This is a genomic window from uncultured Oscillibacter sp. (genome assembly GCF_910579365.1).
GTDB lineage: Bacteria > Bacillota > Clostridia > Oscillospirales > Oscillospiraceae > Oscillibacter.
On sequence record NZ_CAJTUX010000001.1, the window covers coordinates 1 to 21,368 of the forward strand.

The 21,368-nt window shown below is 61.9% G+C and carries 20 protein-coding genes and 1 pseudogene; 10 read left to right on the forward strand and 11 right to left on the reverse strand.

The genetic code is table 11. The features are described from left to right. From QZ329_RS00005 to QZ329_RS00030, 6 genes and pseudogenes are all read left to right on the forward strand, one after another. The coding region (locus QZ329_RS00005) for an ATP-binding cassette domain-containing protein (protein ID WP_295747003.1) at positions 1 to 518 on the forward strand (518 nt) is incomplete at its 5' end. Continuing rightward, the gene (locus tag QZ329_RS00010) at positions 515 to 778 is read left to right on the forward strand and encodes a hypothetical protein (protein ID WP_295747005.1); all 264 of its coding nucleotides are present in this window, start codon (positions 515 to 517) and stop codon (positions 776 to 778) included. The genes QZ329_RS00005 and QZ329_RS00010, both read left to right, overlap by 4 nt. A gap of 240 nt (positions 779 to 1,018) precedes the next feature. Further along, a pseudogene (locus QZ329_RS00015) lies at positions 1,019 to 1,205 on the forward strand (excisionase). A 119-nt stretch (positions 1,206 to 1,324) separates the two neighbouring features. Beyond that, positions 1,325 to 2,212, forward strand: a complete 888-nt coding sequence (locus tag QZ329_RS00020; RefSeq protein WP_295747007.1) for a site-specific integrase — start codon at positions 1,325 to 1,327, stop codon at positions 2,210 to 2,212. Positions 2,213 to 2,397: 185 nt separating this feature from the next. Next, entirely contained in the window at positions 2,398 to 2,853 is a 456-nt protein-coding gene (locus QZ329_RS00025) for a low molecular weight protein-tyrosine-phosphatase (RefSeq protein WP_295747009.1), read from the forward strand. A 13-nt stretch (positions 2,854 to 2,866) separates the two neighbouring features. After that, positions 2,867 to 3,619, forward strand: a complete 753-nt coding sequence (locus tag QZ329_RS00030) for a copper homeostasis protein CutC (RefSeq protein ID WP_295747011.1) — start codon at positions 2,867 to 2,869, stop codon at positions 3,617 to 3,619. A gap of 119 nt (positions 3,620 to 3,738) precedes the next feature. Here the strand turns inward: QZ329_RS00030 and citX are convergent, their stop codons facing one another. The 11 genes from citX to QZ329_RS00085 all read right to left on the reverse strand — a co-directional run bounded on the left by citX (position 3,739) and on the right by QZ329_RS00085 (position 16,267). Then, positions 3,739 to 5,082, reverse strand: coding sequence for a citrate lyase holo-[acyl-carrier protein] synthase (gene citX, locus QZ329_RS00035; protein WP_295747013.1), 1,344 nt, complete (start codon positions 5,080 to 5,082; stop codon positions 3,739 to 3,741). Continuing rightward, the gene (gene citC, locus QZ329_RS00040; protein ID WP_295747015.1) at positions 5,054 to 6,067 is read right to left on the reverse strand and encodes a [citrate (pro-3S)-lyase] ligase; all 1,014 of its coding nucleotides are present in this window, start codon (positions 6,065 to 6,067) and stop codon (positions 5,054 to 5,056) included. Before citC ends, citX begins: the two co-directional genes overlap by 29 nt. A gap of 63 nt (positions 6,068 to 6,130) precedes the next feature. After that, the gene (gene citF, locus QZ329_RS00045; RefSeq protein WP_295747017.1) at positions 6,131 to 7,660 is read right to left on the reverse strand and encodes a citrate lyase subunit alpha; all 1,530 of its coding nucleotides are present in this window, start codon (positions 7,658 to 7,660) and stop codon (positions 6,131 to 6,133) included. Further along, on the reverse strand, positions 7,653 to 8,552 hold the full coding sequence (gene citE / locus QZ329_RS00050; RefSeq protein ID WP_295747019.1) for a citrate (pro-3S)-lyase subunit beta: 900 nt from the start codon (positions 8,550 to 8,552) through the stop codon (positions 7,653 to 7,655). Before citE ends, citF begins: the two co-directional genes overlap by 8 nt. Continuing rightward, positions 8,549 to 8,845: a citrate lyase acyl carrier protein gene (citD, locus tag QZ329_RS00055; protein ID WP_295747021.1), complete on the reverse strand. Its 297-nt coding sequence runs from the start codon at positions 8,843 to 8,845 to the stop codon at positions 8,549 to 8,551. Before citD ends, citE begins: the two co-directional genes overlap by 4 nt. A gap of 37 nt (positions 8,846 to 8,882) precedes the next feature. Beyond that, positions 8,883 to 11,150: a hydratase gene (locus QZ329_RS00060; RefSeq protein WP_295747023.1), complete on the reverse strand. Its 2,268-nt coding sequence runs from the start codon at positions 11,148 to 11,150 to the stop codon at positions 8,883 to 8,885. A gap of 114 nt (positions 11,151 to 11,264) precedes the next feature. Further along, entirely contained in the window at positions 11,265 to 12,803 is a 1,539-nt protein-coding gene (locus QZ329_RS00065) for a tripartite tricarboxylate transporter permease (protein ID WP_295747025.1), read from the reverse strand. A gap of 15 nt (positions 12,804 to 12,818) precedes the next feature. Continuing rightward, entirely contained in the window at positions 12,819 to 13,250 is a 432-nt protein-coding gene (locus QZ329_RS00070; protein ID WP_295747027.1) for a tripartite tricarboxylate transporter TctB family protein, read from the reverse strand. A 94-nt stretch (positions 13,251 to 13,344) separates the two neighbouring features. Then, complete coding sequence (locus QZ329_RS00075) at positions 13,345 to 14,418, reverse strand: tripartite tricarboxylate transporter substrate binding protein (RefSeq protein WP_295747030.1); 1,074 nt, start codon at positions 14,416 to 14,418, stop codon at positions 13,345 to 13,347. A gap of 78 nt (positions 14,419 to 14,496) precedes the next feature. Continuing rightward, positions 14,497 to 15,072, reverse strand: a complete 576-nt coding sequence (locus QZ329_RS00080; RefSeq protein ID WP_295747032.1) for a redoxin domain-containing protein — start codon at positions 15,070 to 15,072, stop codon at positions 14,497 to 14,499. A 13-nt stretch (positions 15,073 to 15,085) separates the two neighbouring features. After that, positions 15,086 to 16,267, reverse strand: a complete 1,182-nt coding sequence (locus QZ329_RS00085; protein WP_295747034.1) for a MalY/PatB family protein — start codon at positions 16,265 to 16,267, stop codon at positions 15,086 to 15,088. Positions 16,268 to 16,628: 361 nt separating this feature from the next. Here QZ329_RS00085 and QZ329_RS00090 point away from each other — a divergent pair, with 361 nt between their 5' ends. The 4 genes from QZ329_RS00090 (at position 16,629) to QZ329_RS00105 (ending at position 21,354) form a co-directional block, all read left to right on the forward strand. Beyond that, positions 16,629 to 17,561: a LysR family transcriptional regulator gene (locus QZ329_RS00090; protein WP_295747036.1), complete on the forward strand. Its 933-nt coding sequence runs from the start codon at positions 16,629 to 16,631 to the stop codon at positions 17,559 to 17,561. Beyond that, positions 17,558 to 18,496: a LysR family transcriptional regulator gene (locus QZ329_RS00095; protein WP_295747038.1), complete on the forward strand. Its 939-nt coding sequence runs from the start codon at positions 17,558 to 17,560 to the stop codon at positions 18,494 to 18,496. The genes QZ329_RS00090 and QZ329_RS00095 overlap by 4 nt, the downstream gene beginning before the upstream one ends. A 168-nt stretch (positions 18,497 to 18,664) precedes the next feature. After that, positions 18,665 to 20,050 carry an MmgE/PrpD family protein gene (locus QZ329_RS00100; protein ID WP_295747040.1) on the forward strand — a complete coding sequence of 462 codons (1,386 nt, stop codon included), beginning with the start codon at positions 18,665 to 18,667 and terminating at the stop codon, positions 20,048 to 20,050. Between the two features lie 44 nt (positions 20,051 to 20,094). Then, complete coding sequence (locus QZ329_RS00105) at positions 20,095 to 21,354, forward strand: aconitase/3-isopropylmalate dehydratase large subunit family protein (protein ID WP_295747042.1); 1,260 nt, start codon at positions 20,095 to 20,097, stop codon at positions 21,352 to 21,354. The last annotated feature ends 14 nt before the right edge of the window (positions 21,355 to 21,368 follow it).

A 21,368-nucleotide genomic window follows, 5' to 3' on the forward strand; every position in this document is an offset into this window, starting at 1 on the left:
CGGGCAAGACCACGCTGCTGTCCCTGCTGGGCGGGCTGGATGTGCCGACACAGGGCAGCGTCCTGTTTGACGGCGAGGATATTACGGCAAAGGGGCTGGAGTACCACCGCAGAAATCATATCTCGCTGATTTTCCAGAGTTACAATCTGATCGACTACATGACGCCCGTTGAAAATGTGCGGCTCACCGCCAAGCTGGAGGCCGTTCCTATTCTGAAACGGCTGGGGCTTACAAAGGATGAAACCCGGCGGAATGTGCTGAAACTGTCCGGCGGACAGCAGCAGCGGGTAGCGATTGCGCGGGCGCTGGCCTCCGATGCCCCGGTTATTCTGGCGGACGAGCCGACGGGGAACCTGGACGCCGACACCGCCAGGGAAATCACGGCAATTCTGAAAGAAAGCGCCCATGCGTTCGGGAAGTGCGTGGTGGTCGTGACGCACTCTGGCGAGGTGGCAAAGCAGGCGGATGTGGTTCTGGAAATCAAACGAGGACATTTGAAAGAGAGGGAAATGGGATGAAAAAATTTATGATGATTTTGGCCTGTGTTCTGGTCTGCTTCTCGTTGTTTACTGGCTGTACCGATCAGAAGGGCAACGACGATCAGGACACAAATTTGGGGAACTCAGTGGAAATTGATGATGCAGACATTGCAATCGACACCGAACCGGGCCTGGACACCGAGGGCAATTCCGGCGATGTGACCTTACCTGACGGCTTTACCTACAGCTTCCGTGACACGGATAATGCAGACGGTATTGTAGTCACACCGAGGGAATAACAAAATTTCCGTTTCACACAGGCTCCATATTGGCTTTATACACGTTCCACATAGCGGCGGTACTTTGGCCGCCGCTTTGAATTTGGCGGCTTTAGGAGGCAGCCGCTGTGTGGATATTTCATTGTGAGAAGTTAAGATTGCCATTTTCAAAAAAGCCCGTCTCCCGCCTGCGGGTCTGGATATTTCAAAGAAAGGCTGGTGAACTATGGCCGAGAAAATCGGCATTCAGGTAAAGGACAAATTCAGCCTCACCATTTCTGCCTCACCATTGAGGAGGCCTTCCGCTATTTCGGGATAGGAGAAAAGAAACTGCGAAAGCTGGTACACGATAATTTGGACGCTGGATTTGTCATTACAAAATGGCGTAAAAATCCTCATCAAGCGTCAGCGTTTTGAGCAATTTCTGGACGCATTGTCGTCGCTTTAACCGCCCTATTCTGCAAAAGTCTTGAACAGCCGGTTCAAATAAATATGGAAATGGAGCCTTGGCTATGATATAATATTTTTATATCCTGCCGAGGCTCTTTTCACAGAAAGGCACGCAATGTGAGCGGAAAACGACGTGACAGCAAAAACCGTATGCTTTGCAACAAAGAGAGCCAACGCAAAGGCGGACAATATGCGTACAAATACGTTGACACCACCGGCAAACCCCAGTTTGTTTTCAGTTGGAAGCCGGAAGCCGCAGACAGCACGCCCCAAGAGAAACGTGATGGGCTTGCCCTGCAGGAAAAGGAAAAGCAAATTCGGCGGGACATTGAGGACGCCATTATCCCCCGTAGTAGAGAAATAACCGTTCTGGATTTGGTGGAACAGTATCTTTCGCAGAAAACCGGCGTCCGGCACAATACCGAGGCCAACTATAATTTTGTCCTCAACATCATCAAAAAAGAGGGCTTTGACCGGCAGCGTATTGACCGGATAAAGCTGTCCAACGCCAGGTGCTGGCTTATCAAATTGCAGCAGGACAGCAGAAGGTACCGTTCTATTCACTCCATTCGAGGCGTTGTCCGGCCTGCCTTTCAGATGGCGGCTGATGATGATTTGATACGCAAAAATCCGTTTGAGTTTCAGCTTGCCACCGTTGTTGTCAACAACAGCGTGACAAAGGAAGCAATCACAAGGAAGCAGGAGCGGGCATTTCTGGAATTTGTAAAGGGTGACAAGCATTTCTCCCGGTACTGTGCCGGCAAGCCGATGGTGGCGCTTCACCGGGAACATTACTTCAAACACATCTGCCAGAAATACAACAGCATCTACAAGGTGCAGATGCCCAAAGTCACCCCGCACGTTTGCGGGCACACATTCTGTTCCAACATGGCAAAGAGCGGCATGAACCCCAAGACGCCGCAGTATCTCATGGGGCACTCGGATATTGGCGTCACGCTGAACACCTACACCCATTTGGGCTTTGAGGACGCGCGGGAGGAGTGAAAAAGGGTCGCAGACAGCGAGTAGTAAAATGAAACGAACACCCCTGATTTACTACTTCTTGTACTGCTTTTGGGGTCAAAGCTGTGCTATTTTATGCCGGGATATGCCAGGAGAATGAATAGAAGAACATACCGCAAGACGCCCGCAAGGCCCGGAATATCAATACGTTCAAGAGGTTTGAGGATATGACAAAAATTTTATTCGTCTGCCACGGCAACATATGCCGCAGCCCGATGGCTGAGTTTGTAATGAAAGACCTGGTGAAAAAAGTGGGACTGGAGAGCGAATTTTGCATCAAGTCCGCCGCCACCAGCACCGAGGAGATCGGCAATCCGGTCTACCCTCCCGCCCGCCGGAAGCTGGCGGAGCACGGCATCGGCTGCGCGGGGAAAACCTCCCGCCAGCTCACAAAAGCCGATTACGCCCAGTACCACCTCCTGATCGGCATGGACCGGGCCAATCTGCGCAACATGAGCCGCATCTGCGGCGGCGACCAGGAGGGAAAAATTCACGCCCTCATGGACTACACGGACCGCCCCGGCGAGGTCGCGGACCCCTGGTACACCGGAGACTTTGAGACCACCTATCAGGACGTACTGGAAGGCTGCCAGGGCCTATTGGCCGTCCTGGCCCCCTCTTGAAAGGAGCTTTGTCATGTGCGGTTTGATTGAAGGCTGTGTGGATTCCCATGTCTCCGCCCTGGCGGCCTGCCGGGGCGGAGCGGACCGGCTGGAGCTCTGCGCCAATTTGTCCATCGGAGGCACCACCCCCTCCCCCTCCCTCTTCCAACAGGTCCGGCGGGACTGCCCCGTGAAGGTCAACGTCCTGATCCGTCCCCGCTTCGGGGACTTTCTTTACTCGGAAATGGAGCTTGAGGAAATGCGGGAGGAAATCCGGCGCTTCCGGGACCTGGGGGCCAACGGCGTCGTCATCGGCGTGCTGACGCCGGAGGGCGATCTGGACGCCGGGGCGATGACCCGCCTGATGGACTGCGCCGGAGAGATGGATGTCACGCTTCACCGGGCTTTTGACATGACCCGGGACCCCCTCGCCGCTCTGGAGTCCGCCGTCCGCCTCGGCTGCCGGACCATTCTCACCTCCGGACAGGCCAAGGACGCGCCGTCGGGAACGGAGGTTCTGAAGGCGCTCCATGCGCAGGCGGCAGGCAGAATCCACATCATGGCCGGCGGAGGCGTGCGGAAGGAAACCATTCGGGACATCCACCGCCGCGCCGGCATCCGCACCTTCCACACCACCGGACGGAGCGGCCCCGTGGACAGCGGTATGCTCTACCGGAAAAGCACGGTCTCCATGGGGCTGCCCTCCCTGTCGGAGTATGAGCTCTGGCAAACCGACGAAGCGGAATTCCGGGCCTGCGCGGAAGCGGTCCACAGCCTTGGGGACTGAAAAGACGTTCCATCCGCAGCGGCACTGCAGCTGCATGGCCGCGCCGCAGCCATAATCGCGCAAAATCCCGCCCGAAGGGCTCTTCCGGAAAGAGTATCCCTTCGGGCGGGGTCTTTTTATCAGGACTCCATGAACAGCAGGAAGTACCCCACCGCCAGGAGGTCGGCACAGCCGCCGGGGCTCAGATTCGCCTGAATCATCGCCTGATCGAAGTCCTGGAGCTCCTTTGGAAAGTCCCCCTCCGGGGCGGCCAGAACCCGCCGGGCCCGCCGGGCGGTCTCCTCCAGCGCCGTCCGGCCCCCGCGGCGGAGAAGATTCGCATCCTCCACCTGGGAGAGCAGGGCCAGCAGGGCCCTCCGTCCCCCCTCTTCCAGGGACTCCGCCTGCCGCAAGGCGGGCAGGACCCACCGGCGAACCGAGGAAAAGCCTCCTGCGGCCTCCCCCCGGGCTCCGCCTGGGGAACGGTCCTTTTCCCACCCGGCGGGAAGCGGCGCGTGAACCCCCAGGGCCGCCGCCCGGCGGCAGAGGTCCTCCACCCCCGGAGACGCCTCGCCGCCTCCCGGCAGCCGGAGGGCATACAGCTGTCCGGCCGCCACGCAGAGAAGGCCCAGGGAGAAAATCAGCCCCTGATGGGTGTTCACCCCTCCGGTGGCGGATCGCATGGCCTCCTCCGCCTCCTGTCCCAGGCTCCGGGCGGAGGAAAACAGGACCGCGTCCTCCCGCTCCGCCGACGAAAAGCCCAGCAGGCAAAACCGCCGGAACCAGGGCCCCAGGACGGCGATGCTGTCCAGGAAGGTGAAAAAATCCATGTCCCGGTGAGCGCCGCTGTTCCGGCGGTCCACCAGGCCCGGCTTTGGGGTGACGGACACCTCATAGAGCATGGCCCGGACGGCCCGGGCGGCAACCCGGTCCGCCCATTGGGCGGAAAAACCGGACTCCAGCAGCCGGACAGTTTCTCTCTGGAGCTCCTCCACGGAGTGGCGGCGGCTCCGTCCGCAGACCGCCGCCTCCTCCCCGCAGAGAAGACACCGCCGGGGCGGGCGGCCCGCCTCCCGGCGGGAGATTTTTTCCCCATCGGGCCGCAGCAAATCCAGGTCCAGCAGTCTGCCCAGGGGGCCGACGTCCTCCACTCCGCAGAGAATTTCCTTCACCTCCGGAAGCGGGACGCTCTCTCTCACCTGATAAAAGGCGCAGGGCCCCGCCCTTTCCAGCCGCTCCTCCAGGAACCTCCAAGAGACTCCGGCACGGTCCAGGGCCGCCTCCGTCCGGCGGCGGCCCTCCCGATAGCCCCGGAGCAGCAGAGGAAAGCGCTTCACCGGCCCCGCCATATTCAGGCTCAGACACAGCAGGCCGCCGTCCTGCGCGGCCAGAAGGCGGCTCTGGACCTCCGCCCGCCGTTCCCGCTCGGCCAGCATCTCCTCCAGCTCCACAAAATCAGTTCCCAGAATGTCCCGAAGCTCCATGACGGTACTCCTCAAGCAAATATTGATAGGTCGTCTCCGTAACCAGCGGCCGCAGTTCTTCCAGCTCCCCCCTTTGGAAAAGCTCCCGCACCCGGCTGGCGCTGATGGGCGCGCCCCCCTCCTCCAGCCGGGGAAGCACCACCGGCTGAATCCCCCATTGGGGAAGCAGCGCCAGCATCTGTTCGTTATACCCCCGGGTAACCGGGCAGAAGGGCTCCTCCCCCATGAAGCGCATCGTGATGCCCAGGGGGGCGGCGAACCGCTCCGCAAAGATCTTCAGGTCCAGCTCCGCGCTGTGAAAGGCGGCGCCGGCCTGATCTTTCAGGAAGTAGGTGGGGAAGGTGGCGTTGGAAATCAGGTAGTCCCCCGTGGGGCAGACCGCCGTATGGGGCAGGTCCGCCAGATTCCGCCGGGCCAGCTCCAGCCGGGCCCCGGCGGAGAAAAAGCTCCGGTCCTCGGACAGGAGAAACACATACAGGAAGTCACAGCGCTCCGCCGCCCGCTCCGCCAGATGGCGGTGCCCCCTGGTGAAGGGATTGCAGTTGGCCACTATGGCGGCGACACGTCCCCCCGGCACGGAGGGCCGGGGCAGCGCGGAGACAAAGTCCTCCACCCCCCGCCGCCGGTTCTCCATCAGCAGCATGCCGGCCGTCTCCGTCACCGGATAGAAGCCCAGTCCGCCGAAGAGGCCCCGGTTCTCCGGCTTCGTGCACAGCATCAGGTGCTCCCTCCCCTGCTGGAGGGCCTGCCGGGTCAAGTGGCTGACCACGGCGGCGCAAAGACCGTCACCCTGCCGCCCCGGCCGGACGGCGACGTATTCCAGCAGTCCGCCGTCCAGGGAGCCGGTGGCCTGCGGTTCTCCCTCTTCCAGCAGCGTCACGGTAAAGGGCGGCGGCGTCTCCGGCGGCGTCAGTCCGCCCTCCGTCAGGAACTGCCGGACCGCTTGAAACCGGCGGCCCCGAAGCGTTCCAAATTCCACTTCCATCGTCTCGTCCCCCTTTCAAAGACAGGCGCGGCGGCCCCATACGGAGCCGCCGTGTCCGTTCGCTCAGTCCTCCACCTGGTAAATAAGGTCCATGACGGAGCCGTCCCGGTAAGTGACGACGCCCACGACCTTGTCCGTATAGGCGATGGGCGCGGGCACACCCACAATCTGTTCCGCCCGCTTCTGGAGCTCTTCGATGCCGCACACGGGGATGCCGGCGTCCACCAAACGCTGGCGCAGCTTGTAGCGCCGGGGATTGACGGCGATGCCATAGTCCGTAACCACCACGTCCACGGTCTTTCCGGGGGTGACGACAGTGTTGACCTTGTTCACCACGCAGGGAATGCGGCCCCGGACCAGGGGGCAGACAACAATAGCCAGCGCCGCGCCGTAGGCCGTGTCCGGGTGGCCGCCGATGGCCCCCCGAATCACGCCGTCCGAACCGGTGAGGACGTTCACATCAAAATTCGTGTCCACCTCCAGAGCGGAGAGCACCACCGCGTCCAGCAGGTTCACGGCGCAGCCGGGGTCGGCGGGACTGGCGTAGTAGGAGGCGGAAATCTGCTGGTGGAAGCGGTTGTTCTTCAGGGACTCAGCCGCCCGCAGGTCGAAGGACTGGACGTCCAGAATCTTCTTCACCAGCCCTTCTTCATGGAGGTCCACAATGGAGCCGGTAATGCCGCCCAGGGCAAAGCTGGCGGTGATGCCCTTGGCCAGCATCTTCTCCCGCAGGAAGCGGGCCACTGCCAGAGACGCGCCGCCGGAGCCCATCTGGATGGAGAAGCCGTCCTCAAACACGCCGCTGGCAGCGATGACGTTGGCGGCGGACTCGGCAATGGTCAGCTCCTTGGGATTCTTGGTAAAGCGGGTGGCGCCGGACATGATGCCGGCGGGATCGCCGATCTGGGGCACCTCCACAATGTAGTCCACGTCGGTGGAGGGAATGCCGAAAGGGGCGTTGGGGTACTGGACGATATGGTTGGTCAGGATAACCGTCTTGGCCGCGTGCTGGGCGTCGCACTTGGCGTAGCCCATGGAGCCGCACATGACGCCGCCGTCCACGTCCCGGCTGTAGCCGTTGGCGTTGCCGTAGGGGTCGCAGGAGGGCGCGCCCAAAAAGGCCACGTCGATGGGCAGCTCTCCGCATTCAATGGCCTTGGCTCTGCCGCCGTGGCTGCGGAAAACCACGGGAATCTCCATCAGCCCGCCGGAGATGGCGTCCGCCAGCTCCCCCCGGAGGCCGGAGGTCTCAATCCGGCGGATAACGCCGTTTTGGATGTGGCGGATCAACGGGGCGTGGCAGTCCGTCAGGGACGAGGCGGCCAGCGTCAGGTTCCGAAAGCCCATCTCCGCCAGCTTGTCCATCACCTGGTTGACGATGTAGTCACCGTTGCGGAAATGGTGGTGGAAGGAGACCGTCATGCCGTCCCGCAGGCCGGAGAGACGAACCGCCTCCTCCAGCGAGGGGACAATCTTGCTGTAGGACTCCTTGCGCTCCGCCAGGGTGGAATAGCTCTTGCCCAGATTCTCATCGGAAAAGGGTCCGCCCAGGGCGCCCAGCTCCTCCAGGTGCGGAATATACCGCTCAGTCATGAATGTCAGCCTCCTCTCGCAGCGCGCCCACGGCCTTGGCCAGGGCCAGAACCCGCTGGGCCCGCAGAACAATGGGCCTGTCCACCATCTTCCCGTTCAGGGAAATCACGCCAGAGCCCTTCCGGTTGGCCTCCTCGATGGCCTCCATCACGGCCAGGGCCTTTTGAATCTCCTTCTCCGTGGGGGTATAGACCTCGTGGACGGTTTTGATCTGTCTGGGATTGATGATGGACTTTCCGTCAAAGCCCAGCTGGTGAATCAGCTCCACCTCGGCCCGGAAGCCCTCCTCGTTGTTCACGTCGCTGTACACGGTGTCAATGGCGTCGATTCCGGCGGCCCTGGCGGCCAGGAGAATCATGCTGCGGCCAAAGAGCAGCTCGATGCCGCCGGGAGAACGGCTGGTCTTCAGGTCGGTGACGTAATCCTCCGCCCCCAGGGCGATGCCGGTGAGGCGCTTGCTGGAGAAAGCGATCTTCTCCGCGTTCAGCACGCCGGCGGCGCTCTCAATGGCGGCCATCATGAGGGTGGACCCCTCCTCGATGCCGCTCTCCCGCTCAATGCGGGCGATCTCCGCCTCGCAGGCCAGCACGTCCTCGGCCCGCTCCGTCTTGGGCAGGCGGATCACGGCCCGCCGGGTGCGGACAATGGCCTCCAGGTCGTCCCGCCCGGTCTTCGTGGCGGGGTCGTTGATCCGAACCACCAGCTCCTTGTCCCCATAGTCCATGCTGAGCAGGGCCTGGTACACCAGGAAGCGGGCGGCGTCCTTCTCCGCCAGGGACACCGAGTCCTCCAGATCAAACATGATGGAGTCCTGACTGTAGATTCCGGCGTCCTTAATCATGCCGGGGTTGTTGCCCGGCACAAAGAGCATGGTACGTCTCAGCCGTTTCATTTCCGTACCTCCCACACATAGTCGTCCCGTTCGCAGGCCCGGAAGGCGCTGGCCTTCACCCGGGCCCGGATGACGCAGTCCAGCGCGCCTTTATCCACCGCGGCGACCCGGGCATCCTGAATCCCCAGCGCCTCCAGGGTCTCGGTAATGGCGGCGCGGATGGCGGCGCCGAACTGCTTTTCCACCGTGCTGTTCAGGTCGATCTCGATGCCGCCGCCCTCGTTGGGGGCAACCGTCACCATGATGTCGCTGGATTCCATTGTGCCGGAGACGGCAGCTTTCTTCACAATCATCGTTTTCCAGCTTCTCCTTTCCTCTGCGGCGCCGTCCTCAGTCCGACGCGCCGGCATAGTAGTTGATGAGGCAGCCCGCCAGAATGATGGCGGCCTCCTCCGGGGCAAGCGCCTTCAGCTCCAGGGTGATCTTCTCGGCGGAACCGCCGGCGGGAATGAGCCAGGCCTCCACCCGCGCCGCCTGAGACCGCACCGCCTCGTAAACACCGGGGATGAAGATACGGTCCCCGGGGGAGAACCGCTCCGCCGGGTCTCCGTCCCAGGTAAAGGGAATCATGCCCCAGTTGACCAGATTGGAACGGTAGCGCTTGGTGGCGTACTCCACGCAGATATTGGCCAGTCCCCCCAGCACCCGCTGGCAGGAGGCCGCCTGCTCTCTGGCGGAGCCGTCGCCGGGCCGGTTGGAGCAGACCACGCTGCCAAGGCAGGTCTCCCCCAGGAAGGAGGCCGCGTCCCCGGACAGGCCCACAGCGTCCAGCACCTGCCGGGCCAGGGTCTCCAGCTCCGGCGAGGGCTTCCCGCTCTGGCGGGAGAGCTCCAGGTCCCGCACCGCCTTGGCCCGGTCCACATAGGCAGGGTCCCGGCGGGAGAGGGTGAAGTCCGCCATGCGGATCGGGTTGGAGCGGTAGGAGGAGGTGTCCCCGGAGGGAATCAGCTCGTCGGTGGTGGTCACACTGTCGGGAATCACGGAGACCACTTCCAGCAGCGCGTTTTTCTGGAGGGCGATCATCTCCGGCCAGTCGGTGATGTTGGGACCCAGGCGCAGCTCCGTCTCCGGCTTGGGGTGTCCGAATCCGTTGTAGACCGTCTTGGCGTACAGGGTCTTGTCATAGTGGTACTCCGGCGTGGAGTCGTCGTAGTCCACCTCGGTGGCGGGGGTGAGCCAGCCGCCGTTGACGGCGGTGGCCGCGATGGACCGGGCGTCCATCAGGGCCACGGAGGCCATCTGATTCTCCTTGGGCTTGGACCCCTCCCGGTTGGGGAAGTTGCGGGTGGTGTGCCGGATGGCGATGGACCCGTTGGAGGGCACGTCTCCCGCGCCGAAGCAGGGCCCGCAGAAGGAGGGCTTGAGAATCGCCCCGGCGGAGATCAGCTTCCCGGCCACGCCGGTCCGCAGCAGCTCCATCAGCACCGGGCCGCTGGCGGGATAGACGCTCATGGTGAAAAACTCGTTGGGAATGGCCTTGCCGTCCATAATGCGGGCGGCGTGCACCAGGTTCTCGAAGCCGCCGCCGGAGCAGCCGGCGATGTCCGCCTGATCCACCCGGAAGCGGCCGTCCCGCAGCTTGCTCCGCAGGTCCAGCCGGAGATTGGGGTTGGCAATCTGGGTCTGCGCCTTCCGCTCCACCTCCTCCAGGATGTCCGCGGGATTCTCCAGGAAGGCGCGGATGGAATAGACGTTGCTGGGGTGGAAGGGGAAGGCGATCATCGGCTCCACCGCATCCAGGTCTATAACCACAGCTCCATCATAGCACGCATTGGCCCCGGGGTCCAGAGTCTGATAGTCCTCCGGGCGGCCATGGACGCGGAAAAATTTCTCCACCTCGCCGTCCGTCCGCCAGACGGAGGTGAGACAGGTGGTCTCCGTGGTCATGACGTCCACGCCGTTGCGGAAGTCGATGGAGAGCGCTTCCACTCCGGGACCCACGAATTCCAGAACCTTGTTCTTCACAAAGCCGTTGGCAAACACCGCGCCCACCAGGGCCAGGGCCACATCCTGGGGGCCCACGCCATGGCGGGGGCGGCCCTTCAGCCACACGGCGATGACCTCCGGCGGGGCGATGTCATAGGTGCGGCCCAGCAGCTGCTTGACCAGCTCGCCGCCGCCCTCCCCCACGCCCAGGGTCCCCAGGGCCCCATAGCGGGTGTGGGAGTCGGACCCCAGCACCATGCGCCCGCAGCCGCTGAGGGTCTCCCGGGCGTAGGAATGGATGACGCTCTGATTGGCGGGGACGAAGATCCCGCCGTATTTCTCGCAGGCGGACATGCCAAACATGTGGTCGTCCCGGTTGATGGTGCCTCCCACGGCGCAGAGGGAGTTGTGGCAGTTGGTCAGCACATAGGGCAGGGGAAACTCCTTCAGCCCGCTGGCCCTGGCGGTTTGGATCACGCCCACATAGGTGATGTCGTGGGAGATGAGGGAGTCGAATTTCAGCTTCATGCCGCCGCCGGCGGCGCGGTTGTGGGCGTTCAAAATACCGTAGGCGATGGTCTCCTGCCGCCCCGCCTCCAGGGCCGCGGGGCCGGTCAAAACCTGGGGACCGCCGGGTCCCAGGCGGACCGGCTGACGAATGAGTTCAACCATAAATCGTTACCTCCAAGGGCGGCGTCGCGCCGCCGGTTTCATTTCATGGAATATGGAAACGGCTCTCCCCCCGCCAATGCGAAGGGGAAAGCCGTCTGCATTGCCGGCTGGGAATCAGGCGGCGGACTTGTTCCGGCCCAGCAGCTTTTTGACGAGGGGGCCGACCCAGGGCCAGAGGATGAAGGCCGCGGAGACGATCACCAGCGCGCAGCTGATGGGGCGCTGGAGGAAGATGGTGGCCGAGCCGGTGTACACCAGGCTGTTGATGAAGTTGGACTCCATCATGCTGCCCAGAATGCTGGCCAGGATAAAGGGCGCGGTGGGGATGTTGAACTTGTAGAACACATAGCCCACAATGCCGAAGGCAATGGCCACGCCCACATGGAAGGGATTGTTTTTATAGGCATAGGCGCCGGCCATGCACAACGCCAGAATGCCGGCGGAGAGGACGTTGGGATTGAGCTTCAAAACCTGCGCCGCCAGATACTTGCAGTACAGCAGCGCCAGAGGAAGCATCATGATGTTGCCCACCAGGAAGGCCACGATGATCAGGTAGGCCATATCCGGGTTCTTGGTAAACAGGGTGGGGCCCGCCACCATGCCGTGAATGGTCAGCGCGCCGATGAACAGGGCGGCGGTGGAGTTGCCGGGGATGCCCAGGGACAGCAGCGGCACCATGGAGCTGGCCACCACGGCATTGTTGGCGGCCTCGGGGGCGGCAATGCCCTCCCATTCGCCGGTGCCGAACTTCTTCTCCGGGTGAACCCGTTTTTCCACGTCGTAGGCGGTAAAGATGGCCATGGTCATACCCGCGCCGGGGAGGCAGCCCAGAATGTTGCCGATGGCCGAGGCCCGCAGCCAGGTGGGCAGCAGACGGCGGCACATGGCCCGGTCCGGAAACGCCACCTTGTCGCCGGTGTTGGCGTGGACCTCGTGTTCCGCCTCCTCCACCATCTCGCTGTCCCAGTCGCCGGACTTCTTTCCCACCTTCTCCGCGATCTTCAGCACGGAGAGAATGCCGAACAGGCCGATCATCCGGGGCACCAGGGGAATGCCGTCCATCAGGCTCATGGAGCCGAAGGTGAAGCGGGTCATGCCGGTGGAAGTGCTGACGCCCACGCAGCTGAGCCACAGGCCGAAGCCCATGGAGAGAAAATGCTTCCAGCAGTCCTTGCCCGCCATGCCGATGACGGTGGCGATGCCCAGCATGCCCAGCATGAAATACTCCGGCGGGCCGAATTTCAGGGCCACGGAGGCCAGCACAGGCGAGAGGAACATCAAAACCAGGGCGCTGCAGATGCCGCCGAAAACAGAACTGGTCATGCACACGCTCAGCGCCTGGAGACCATGCCCTTTCTGTTTCAAAGGATAGCCGTCATAGGCCGTCACCACGGCGGAGGCGGTGCCGGGAATCTCCAGAAGCACCGCCGGGATGGAGCCGCCGCAGGCGGAGGAACAGTAGATGCCCACCAGCAGGGCAAAGGCCAGCGTGGGCTGCATGCCGAAGGTGACGGGAATCAGCACGGCGATGGTGATGCTGTCGTTCAGGCCGGGCAGCGCGCCCACCGTCAGTCCCAAAAGCACGCCCAGAAACAGCGTCAGCAGTACAACAGGGTCCGCCAGCTGCTGAAAACCAAGCAAGATATTTTCCATGTTGACAAACCCTCCTTACAGAAACAGCGTGGGCAGGGGGACATGCAGCAAGCCGTAAAACACGCCAAACACCACCGCGGAGATTCCCACGGCGCAGACGGCCAGGATTTTGTACTGCTTATAACCCAGCGTCCACATGATAAAGGCGCCCAGCAGAACCGTATCGAAGAAAAACCCGATTTTCTTCAGCAGGAATACATACAGGAACATGGCGGCCAAACACATCAGCACCCGGAGGATGTTGGTGTCCTTGAAACAGTCCTTGTGCTCCGCCTTCCGCAGCTCAGAGATCAGGTCGATGACGGAGATCACGATGATGACATAGGAAACCAGGGAGGGAAAGGTGGCGTCCCGCTTGTTCATAGACAGCGTGGAGACCTTGATCCAGATGCCGAAGAGGAGAAAGGCAACAGGACTCAGCAGGGAGACCAGTTTGTTTTTCGTCATTTGCGTACCTCTGTGTAAATGGGAAGGACCAGGGCGGGCGGTTCCGCCCGCCCCAGTCCTTCTGATCTGATTAGGAACCCGTGTGAGTAGGGTATTATTCGCCGGCCTGGAGATAATCCTTCAGACTCATGAAGAGGTCAGTCTTCATGTCGATGAAGTCCTGATACTCGGCGGCGGAACGGCAGGCGGGCGTCAGGTTGGCTTCCTTCATGGCGTTGATGAACTCGTCGCTGCTGCAGAGCTTGGTGAACTCCTCCACCAGATAGTTGTACACGTCGTCGGGCACCTTGGAAGAGCAGGAGATCGCGCGGTCCGCGCCGTCGATGAAGCCCTCATAGCCCAGCTCCTTGAAGGTGGGAACGTCGGGCAGACCCTCGAAACGCTCGTTGGCCATGATGGCGATGCCCTTGATGTTGCCCTCCAGGATGGCGTCGGCGCACTCGCCGGCGGTGAGGCAGGTGAGGTCGGCATGGCCGCCCATCAGCTCGGAAATCTGGACGCTGCCGGAGTCCACATGGATGCAGTCATAGTTGATCTTGGTGCCGGTGGCCTCCTCCAGCTTGGAGGTCCAGTCCAGAGTACGGACGTGGCTGGAGGTGCCAAAGCCGGAGTCGTTGGCGATCAGAGTGTTGCTCTTGGCGTACTCCAGAAGGCCCTCCAGATCGTCAAAGGGGGCGTCGGCCCGGGCCACCAGAACGGCGGGGTCGGCGTTGGCGCAGATGATGGTCTTGAAGTCGTCCACGGTAAAGGGGACGTCCTTCAAGATGGGGTTGCTGATGCCGGAGGCGGTGAAGGTCAGCAGGGTGTAGCCGTCAGGCTCGGCGGTGTTGGCCACATAGGCCTGACCGATGGCTCCGCCGCCGCCGGGCTGGTTCTCCACGATGATGTTCCGGCCGTTGAAATAGCCGTTCTCCATGGCGATCTTGGCGATGATGCGGCCATAGATATCGTTGCCGCCGCCGGCGTCAAAGGGAACGATCAGGGTGATGTCCTTCTCCGGGTAGGCCAGCTCGCTGCCCTGCGGTTCGGAGCTGCCGCTGGAGCTGGTATCGGAGCTGCTGGAGTTGTCCCCGCCAGCGGGTTCTTTGCTGCCCGTTCCGGAGTTGCCGCAGGCCGCCAGGGCCAGGACCAGAACGAGGCTCAGGGCCAGTGCAAGAAACTTTTTCATTGTAATTCCTCCATCGTATTTGTTTTAAAAAAGAGAGCTTCCTCTCCTCTTCACAAAAGGATATGCGGACGGGCCTGCTCAGGCAGTCCCCTGCCCGTCCACCAGGCGCAGAATCTCGTCAAAGTCCGGAATATCAATGCTGTTGACGGCGTAGTGCGCGTATTCAATCTTCCCCTCCTGGTCCACAATAAACAGGGCGGGCAGCTGCTGGGCCTCCCCCTCGCCGGTTTTGCGCTGGTAGCCGCGGGCGGCCACGGCCTCCTGCTTGGCTTTCAGTTGGGCGAGTCCCTCCGGGCTGGTGGGCATCCGGTCCTCCTTGGTGGCGGCGGCACGAATGTCCAGAGCCTGATAGAAGGCGTGGTCGGTGTCGCACACCACGTCAAAGGGAACCTGGAAGTCCCCTTTCAGGCCGGTGATGGACTCCCGGCTGCTTTGCAGGACGGCAAACACCTGGGTGTCCTTGTCGGTAAAGCGGGCATACTGCCATGCAAGCATGTCTATGTCATACTGGCAGAAGCGGCAGCCGATAAACCGCATGACCCAAAAGACGGTGTGCTTCCTGCGGCGCACCACCTCGTAAACGGTGCAGCGCTCGCCGGAATAGGTCTCAAAGGCAAGGTCCGGGAAGCGGTCTCCCGCAGCGGCTCTGGGCATAATGGAAACCTCCTTAAAATTTCAATTTGTACTGCTGGTAAATCTGGTCCAGTCCCTGCTTCAGCACAGAGGTGGGGCAGCCGATGTTCAGGCGGATGAAGTTTTTGCCCTCCTGGCCGAAGCCGTCGCCCCGGCTCACCGCGACCTTGCACTCGTGGATGATGAAATGGGCCAGCTCGTCGCCGCTGATGCCCAGCTCCGTGCAGTCCAGCCACATCAGATAGGTGGACTCCGGCTCCACCAGCTTGATCTTGGGCATCTTCTCCTGGAGATAGCTCCGCAGGAAGTCCACGTTCTTCTCCAGATAGGGCAGCAGCTGCTCCAGATAGTCCTCGCACTGGGTATAGGCGGCCACCAGGGCGGGAACGGCGAAGATGTTCTGCTGAATGCTGCGGTTCATCTTGAAGCGGTCGTTCAGCAGCTTCCGCAGCTCGGGATTTGGAACCACCACGGCGGAGCCCCGCAGTCCGGCGCAGTTGAAGGTTTTGGAGGGCGCGTAGCAGGTGATGACATTGTTCCGCTCCTTCTCGCTGCCCAGCATGCCCATGGGCGTATGCTTGTGGCCGTAGAGCACCAGGTCCGAGTGAATCTCGTCGCAGATGACCACCACGCCGTTCTCCGCGCAGATGGAGGACATCTCCGCCAGCTCTTCCGGCGTCCAGACCCGGCCCACCGGGTTGTGGGGATTGGAGATGATCATCAGCTTGGCCCTGGGGTCCGCCGCCCGGCGGCGCAGGTCGTCAAAATCGATGGTATAGCGGCCGTCCTGGTAGAGCAGGCTGTTGTCGCTGATCTCCCGGTGGTTGTCCTCAATGGCGAAGCCGAAGGGATGATAGACCGGGCGGGAGATGATGATCTGGTCCCCCTCCTCGGTCAGGGCCTGAATCATGGTGTTGAACACGGGTACGATGCCGGTGGCGAACACCAGCCAGTCCGGGTCCATCTTCCAGCCGTGGCGCTTTGCCACCCAGTCCACAGTGGCCTTCTTGAAATCCGGCGTGACAAAGGGATAGCCATAGACGGGATGCGCCGCACGCTGGAGCACAGCATCCACCACCGGCTGCGGACAGCGGAAGTCGGTATCCGCCACCCACATGGGCAGCGCCTCCGGGTTTCCGACCCGGACGCCCACATTGTCCCACTTGGAGGAGCCTGTGTTGTGCCGGTCGATGATCTCGTCAAAATCGTACTTCATACCTCTACTCCTTATCCTGTTCATGATTGACAAACGGGGCCGAAGGTCCTCTCAAAAGCCCTGCCGCCCGCTGGTGCGCCGCGTCTTGATGCTCACATTATAAATGGATTGTTTTTTCGACTCAAATACTTATATTTCACAGGGGGCATAGCTTTTTTGCACAAAGTATTCGGCCTGGCTTGCAAGTATTGCGGTCAGATGCTATAATAAGCGGGACCATCCAAAGCTTACCAGTGGCATGTCCGGCGGATTTGTATTAGAATCAAACGGCTGGCGGAGGCTCTGCGGCGCTCTTTTTAAAATACACATTCAGAGGGCGCTTGTCAAAGCCGGCGCTGTTTTCAAAAACGGGGGTATCGGGATGACGGACCGGGAAATTTTGTATGTCTCTACCATCGCGCGGTGCGGCAGCATTACCAAGGCGGCGGAACAGCTCTTTATTGCCCAGCCGTCTCTCACCCAGGCGCTGCACCGAATTGAGGCGGAATATGACACCGTCTTTTTCCACCGGGGGCAGGGCGGACTGCGGCTGACGGAGGCCGGAGCGGCCTATCTGGCTGCTGCGGAGCGGATGAAGCAGGCCTACCAGCGGATGGAATACGAGATCGGCGAGGCCGCCGGCACCCAGCGGGGCCGCGTCACTTTGGGCGTCACGCCCTTTCAGGGCAGGCTGCTTCTGCCGGGCCTTTTAAAGCTGTATCACCGGCGTTTCCCCATGATGGACCTGCGGCTGCTGGAGAACTCCTCCGCCCAGCTGGAGCAGCTAACCTGGGAGGGGCGGCTGGACCTGGCCGTGCTTCACCGTCCCTTTCGGGATTACGACCTGGAATACGTCTCCTTATTTCGGGAGGAAATCTATCTCGCCGTCCCTCCGGATGACCCGGACTATCTGTCCGCCTCCGCCAAGGGCGATTCCCTCCCCCTTGTCACTGCGGAAATCATGTCCCGGAAATCCTTCAACATGCTGACTCCCAACCAGCGCAGCCGCCAGGTGGCGGACAATATCTGCGCGGCGGCCGGCATCGTTCCCAAGATTTTCTTCTCCACCGCCAGCTTCGCCACGTCGCTGGCCCTGACTGCGGACGGAATCGGCGCCGCCTTCGCGCCCAAGAGCTTTGCCCGCCATTATTCCAAGCAGTACCGGACGGCTTACTTCCGCTTTCCCCCCGCCTGGAACGCCAGCTGGGAGCTGGTGGCGGCCTACGCCCCCAATTTCCCCCTGTCGCAGCCCTGTCTGGAGCTGGCCAGAATCATGCAGGAATGTATCGCGTCTACGCCGGAGGTATTTTCATGAACACCACTCTGCTTCGATACGCTGTGGAATACGCCGCCTGCGGCTCCGCCCAGAAGACGGCGGAACGCCTGGGGGTCAACCGCTCCTCCGTCACCCGCAACATCAAGCGGCTGGAGGAGGAGCTGGGCGCGCAGCTGTTCATCACCACGGGAGACGGGCCGGTTCCCACCAACTTCGGGGAAATCTGCCTGCGCCGCGCCAGGGAAATTTTAAAGGAGGAGGAGAACCTGCGGTTTGACTTCGCCGGAGACGGGGTATACAGCGGCACCATCGACATCGGCATGGGCTCCAACCGCTCCCAGCAGGTGCTGCCCTCCGTCCTGCCGGAGTTTCACCGCCGCTATCCCAACATTTCCATCCAGCTCCACGAGATGAGCACGGCGGACCTGTCCATAGGTCTTTTGAACCAGCGGCTGGATTTCGCCGTGGTCAGCCAGCCGGCCCTGGGCCGGGGCATCGCCTTTGAGCCGCTGATGACGGAGCGGCTGGTCCTGGTGGCCCCCCGGGAGGACGCCTTCGCTCCCCTGTACGGCTATGAGAAGGAGGGGACGCGCTATGTCCAGCTGGAAAAATTCCGGGACAGGCGCTTCATTCTGGGCTATCCCAGCCAGAAGAGCCGGGTGGTCTGCGACCGGGTCTTCCGCCGGGTGGGCTTTGAGCCCCAGGTGATTTTCCAGACCCGCAACAATTATACCGCGGCCATGCTGGCTTACAACGGCCTTGCCTATGCGCTGGTGCCGGAGAGCTGCACCCGGACGGAGCAAGGCCCTATTGAGCACTATCAAATGGACCCGGAGCTGGAGGCCAGCTGGACCATCGGCATCGCCACGCTGAATGGCAAGAACCTGTCCCACGCCGCCGGGCAGCTGAAGCGGCTGATGCTGAAAGCCCTGGGCCACCGGCCGGTCCAGGAAGAAACGCCGGCAAAGACATGAGCGTCCCTTCGGGGGCGCTTTTTTCGCGCCTGTGCAAAAAAGCAATAGCGGGCACGCAGAAAGAATATTGGACTTTCATTTCTCCTTATATTACCCTTATTATATCATCTATCTATAAAAAATCCCCTCGGGGAAATAAATTGATCGTGTCAGGAAAGGCGGGCGTATATGGGGACCCAGAACCAGACGGCCATTTCGCAGAGAATCGCAGAGTTTGCTCTGTCTCCCAGCCTCTCAAAGGCGCCGGAGGCTGTGGTGGAATACGGAAAACTGCTTTTGATGGACACTTTCGGCGTGGCGATGTCCTGTCAGGATATGGACCATGCCAAGGCGGTCCGCGGCGCGCTGAAGGAGATGGGCTCCGTGCCCTGCTGCACGCTGTGGGGCACGGAGGAAAAGGCCCGCCTGGCGGACGCGGTTCTATACAACGCCGCTTTGATCCACGGCGCGGATTATGACGACACCCACGTGGGCGGCATCGTCCACCCCAGCGCGGCGGTCGTCAGCACAGCCCTGACCGTGGGCGAGCAGTGCGGGGCCACCGGACGGCAAATGATGGAGGCCATTCTCGCAGGCTGGGAGATCATTGTCCGCCTGGCGCTGGCGGCAAAGGGCCGTTTTCACGACGTGGGCTTCCACGGTACCGGCATTGTGGCCCCCTTCGCGGCGGCCTGCACGGCGGCCCGCCTTCTGGGCGACAGCCGGGAGACGCTGGTCAACGCCCTGGGCATCTGCGGCAGCCAGGCGGCGGCCTTGCAGGAGTTCCTGCGGGACGGCAGCTGGGTGAAGAAGATGCACCCCGGCTGGGCCGCCCACAGCGCCATCTATGCTCTGAGCCTGGCCCGCAATGGCTTCACCGGCCCCCGGGAGGTGTTCGAGGGCGAATTTGGAATGTGGAAAACCCACTGCGGCGGAACGGACGGTCTGGAGGAGGCCTTCTCCGACCTGGGAGAGGTCTGGCACACCACGGAGATCACCGTCAAGCTGTATCCCGTCTGCCACATGACCCACTCCTTCATCGACTGCATGCTCGCCCTCCAGCGGGAGGAGGGCTTTACTGCGGAGGACATCGACTCCGCCGAGTGCCGCATTGAAAGCCGCTGCTATCCCATTGTCTGCACCCCCCGGGAGAGCAAAACCCGGCCCAACACGGATTATATCATGCGGTTCAGTCTTCCATATGTAGTGGCCGTGGCGGCGGCGAAGGGCCGGGTCAGCCCCTGGGAGATTGATTTGAAGTACGCGCAGGACCCCCAGCTCTGCGGCCTGATGGACCGGATTCAGTGCGTGGACGACAACTCCAAGCGCAACCCGGGCTACTTCCCCGGCTTCCTCACCGTGACACTGAAGGACGGCCGGCGCTTTGTCCGGGACCAGCGCTATGAGATGGGCACCGCCCAGAATCCCCTGGACCCCGCCGCCGTACAGAAGAAATTCATGGACAATCTGGAGCCCTTTTACACCTCCGCCCAGATTCAGCAGATCGCGGACATCCTCCGCCGCTTTGACGCGCTGCCCGGCGCCGGGGAGCTGATCGCCGCCCTGCGCCGTTGAGTATCTATAAAATTTCGAATATTTTTAAGATAGGAGTATGAATGATGGGACAGACACTCGTAGAAAAGATCATCAGCAAAAATATGGGCCACGCCGTGAAGGCCGGGGAGACGGTGGTGGTCAACGTGGACTTCGCCGCCCTGCACGACGGCTCCGGCCCCCTGCTGGTCCGCCTGATGCAGGAGCGGGGATATGACAAGGACCCGGTGTTCGACCCGGAACGGCTGCTCTTCGCCAACGAGTTCGGCCCCGAGTCCACCAAAGAGGTCGCCAACGAGCACGCCCTTTGCCGCCGGTACGCCCTGGAGCACGGCTGCCACTGGGAGGAGGGCGGCACCGGCCACGTCCACGCCCATGTGTACGAGAACTTTCTGAAATGCGGCTCCGTCTGCATCGTGGGCGACTCCCACACCACCGTCCACGGCGCTTACGGCTGCTTCGCCACAGGCTGCGGCTCCACCGACATGGTGGCCGTGACCCGCTTCGGGCAGACCTGGATCAAGGTGCCGGAGACCTTCCGGATCAACGTCACCGGCAAGCTGCCCAAGGGCGTGTACGCCAAGGACATCATGCTGAAGCTGGCCAGCATCATCAAGTCGGATCAGGCGATCTATAAGTCCCTGGAATTCCGGGGGGACACCATCGCCAGCCTTTCCATGGAGGGCCGCCTGACCATCACCAGCATGGGCGTGGACGTGGGCGCGAAGAACGCCATCATGGAGACGGACGAGCACACCCGGGAATACCTGAAGAAGTTTGGCCGGGAGGCGGACTACGTGGAAATCCGGGGCGACGACGACGCCGATTTTGAGCGGGTCATTGACATTGACGCCGCCGCCCTGGAGCCCCTGGTCTCCAAGCCCCATTATGTGGAGAACGTGGACCTGGCCAAAAATTGCAGCCACGAGCATGTGGATTTGATCTACATCGGCAGCTGCACCAATGGCCGGGTGGAGGACCTGCGGGTGGCCGCCGAGATTCTCAAGGGCAAAAAAGTCGCCAAGGGCACCCGCCTGCTGGTCATTCCCAACTCCACCTACGTCTTCAAGGAGTGCCTGAAGGACGGCACTCTGCTGACCCTGGCGGAGGCCGGAGCCATGATCGAGGCCCCCAACTGCGGCCCCTGCATGGGCGTGCATCAGGGCATCCCCGCGGACAACGAGGTGGTGGTCGCCACCCAGAACCGCAACTTCAAGGGCCGCATGGGCAACCCCACCGCCAGCATCTATCTCTCCAGCCCCGCCACCGCCGCCGCCACCGCCCTGACCGGCTATATCACCGATCCCCGCGAAGTCATGGGTTGAACGATTCGGAAGGA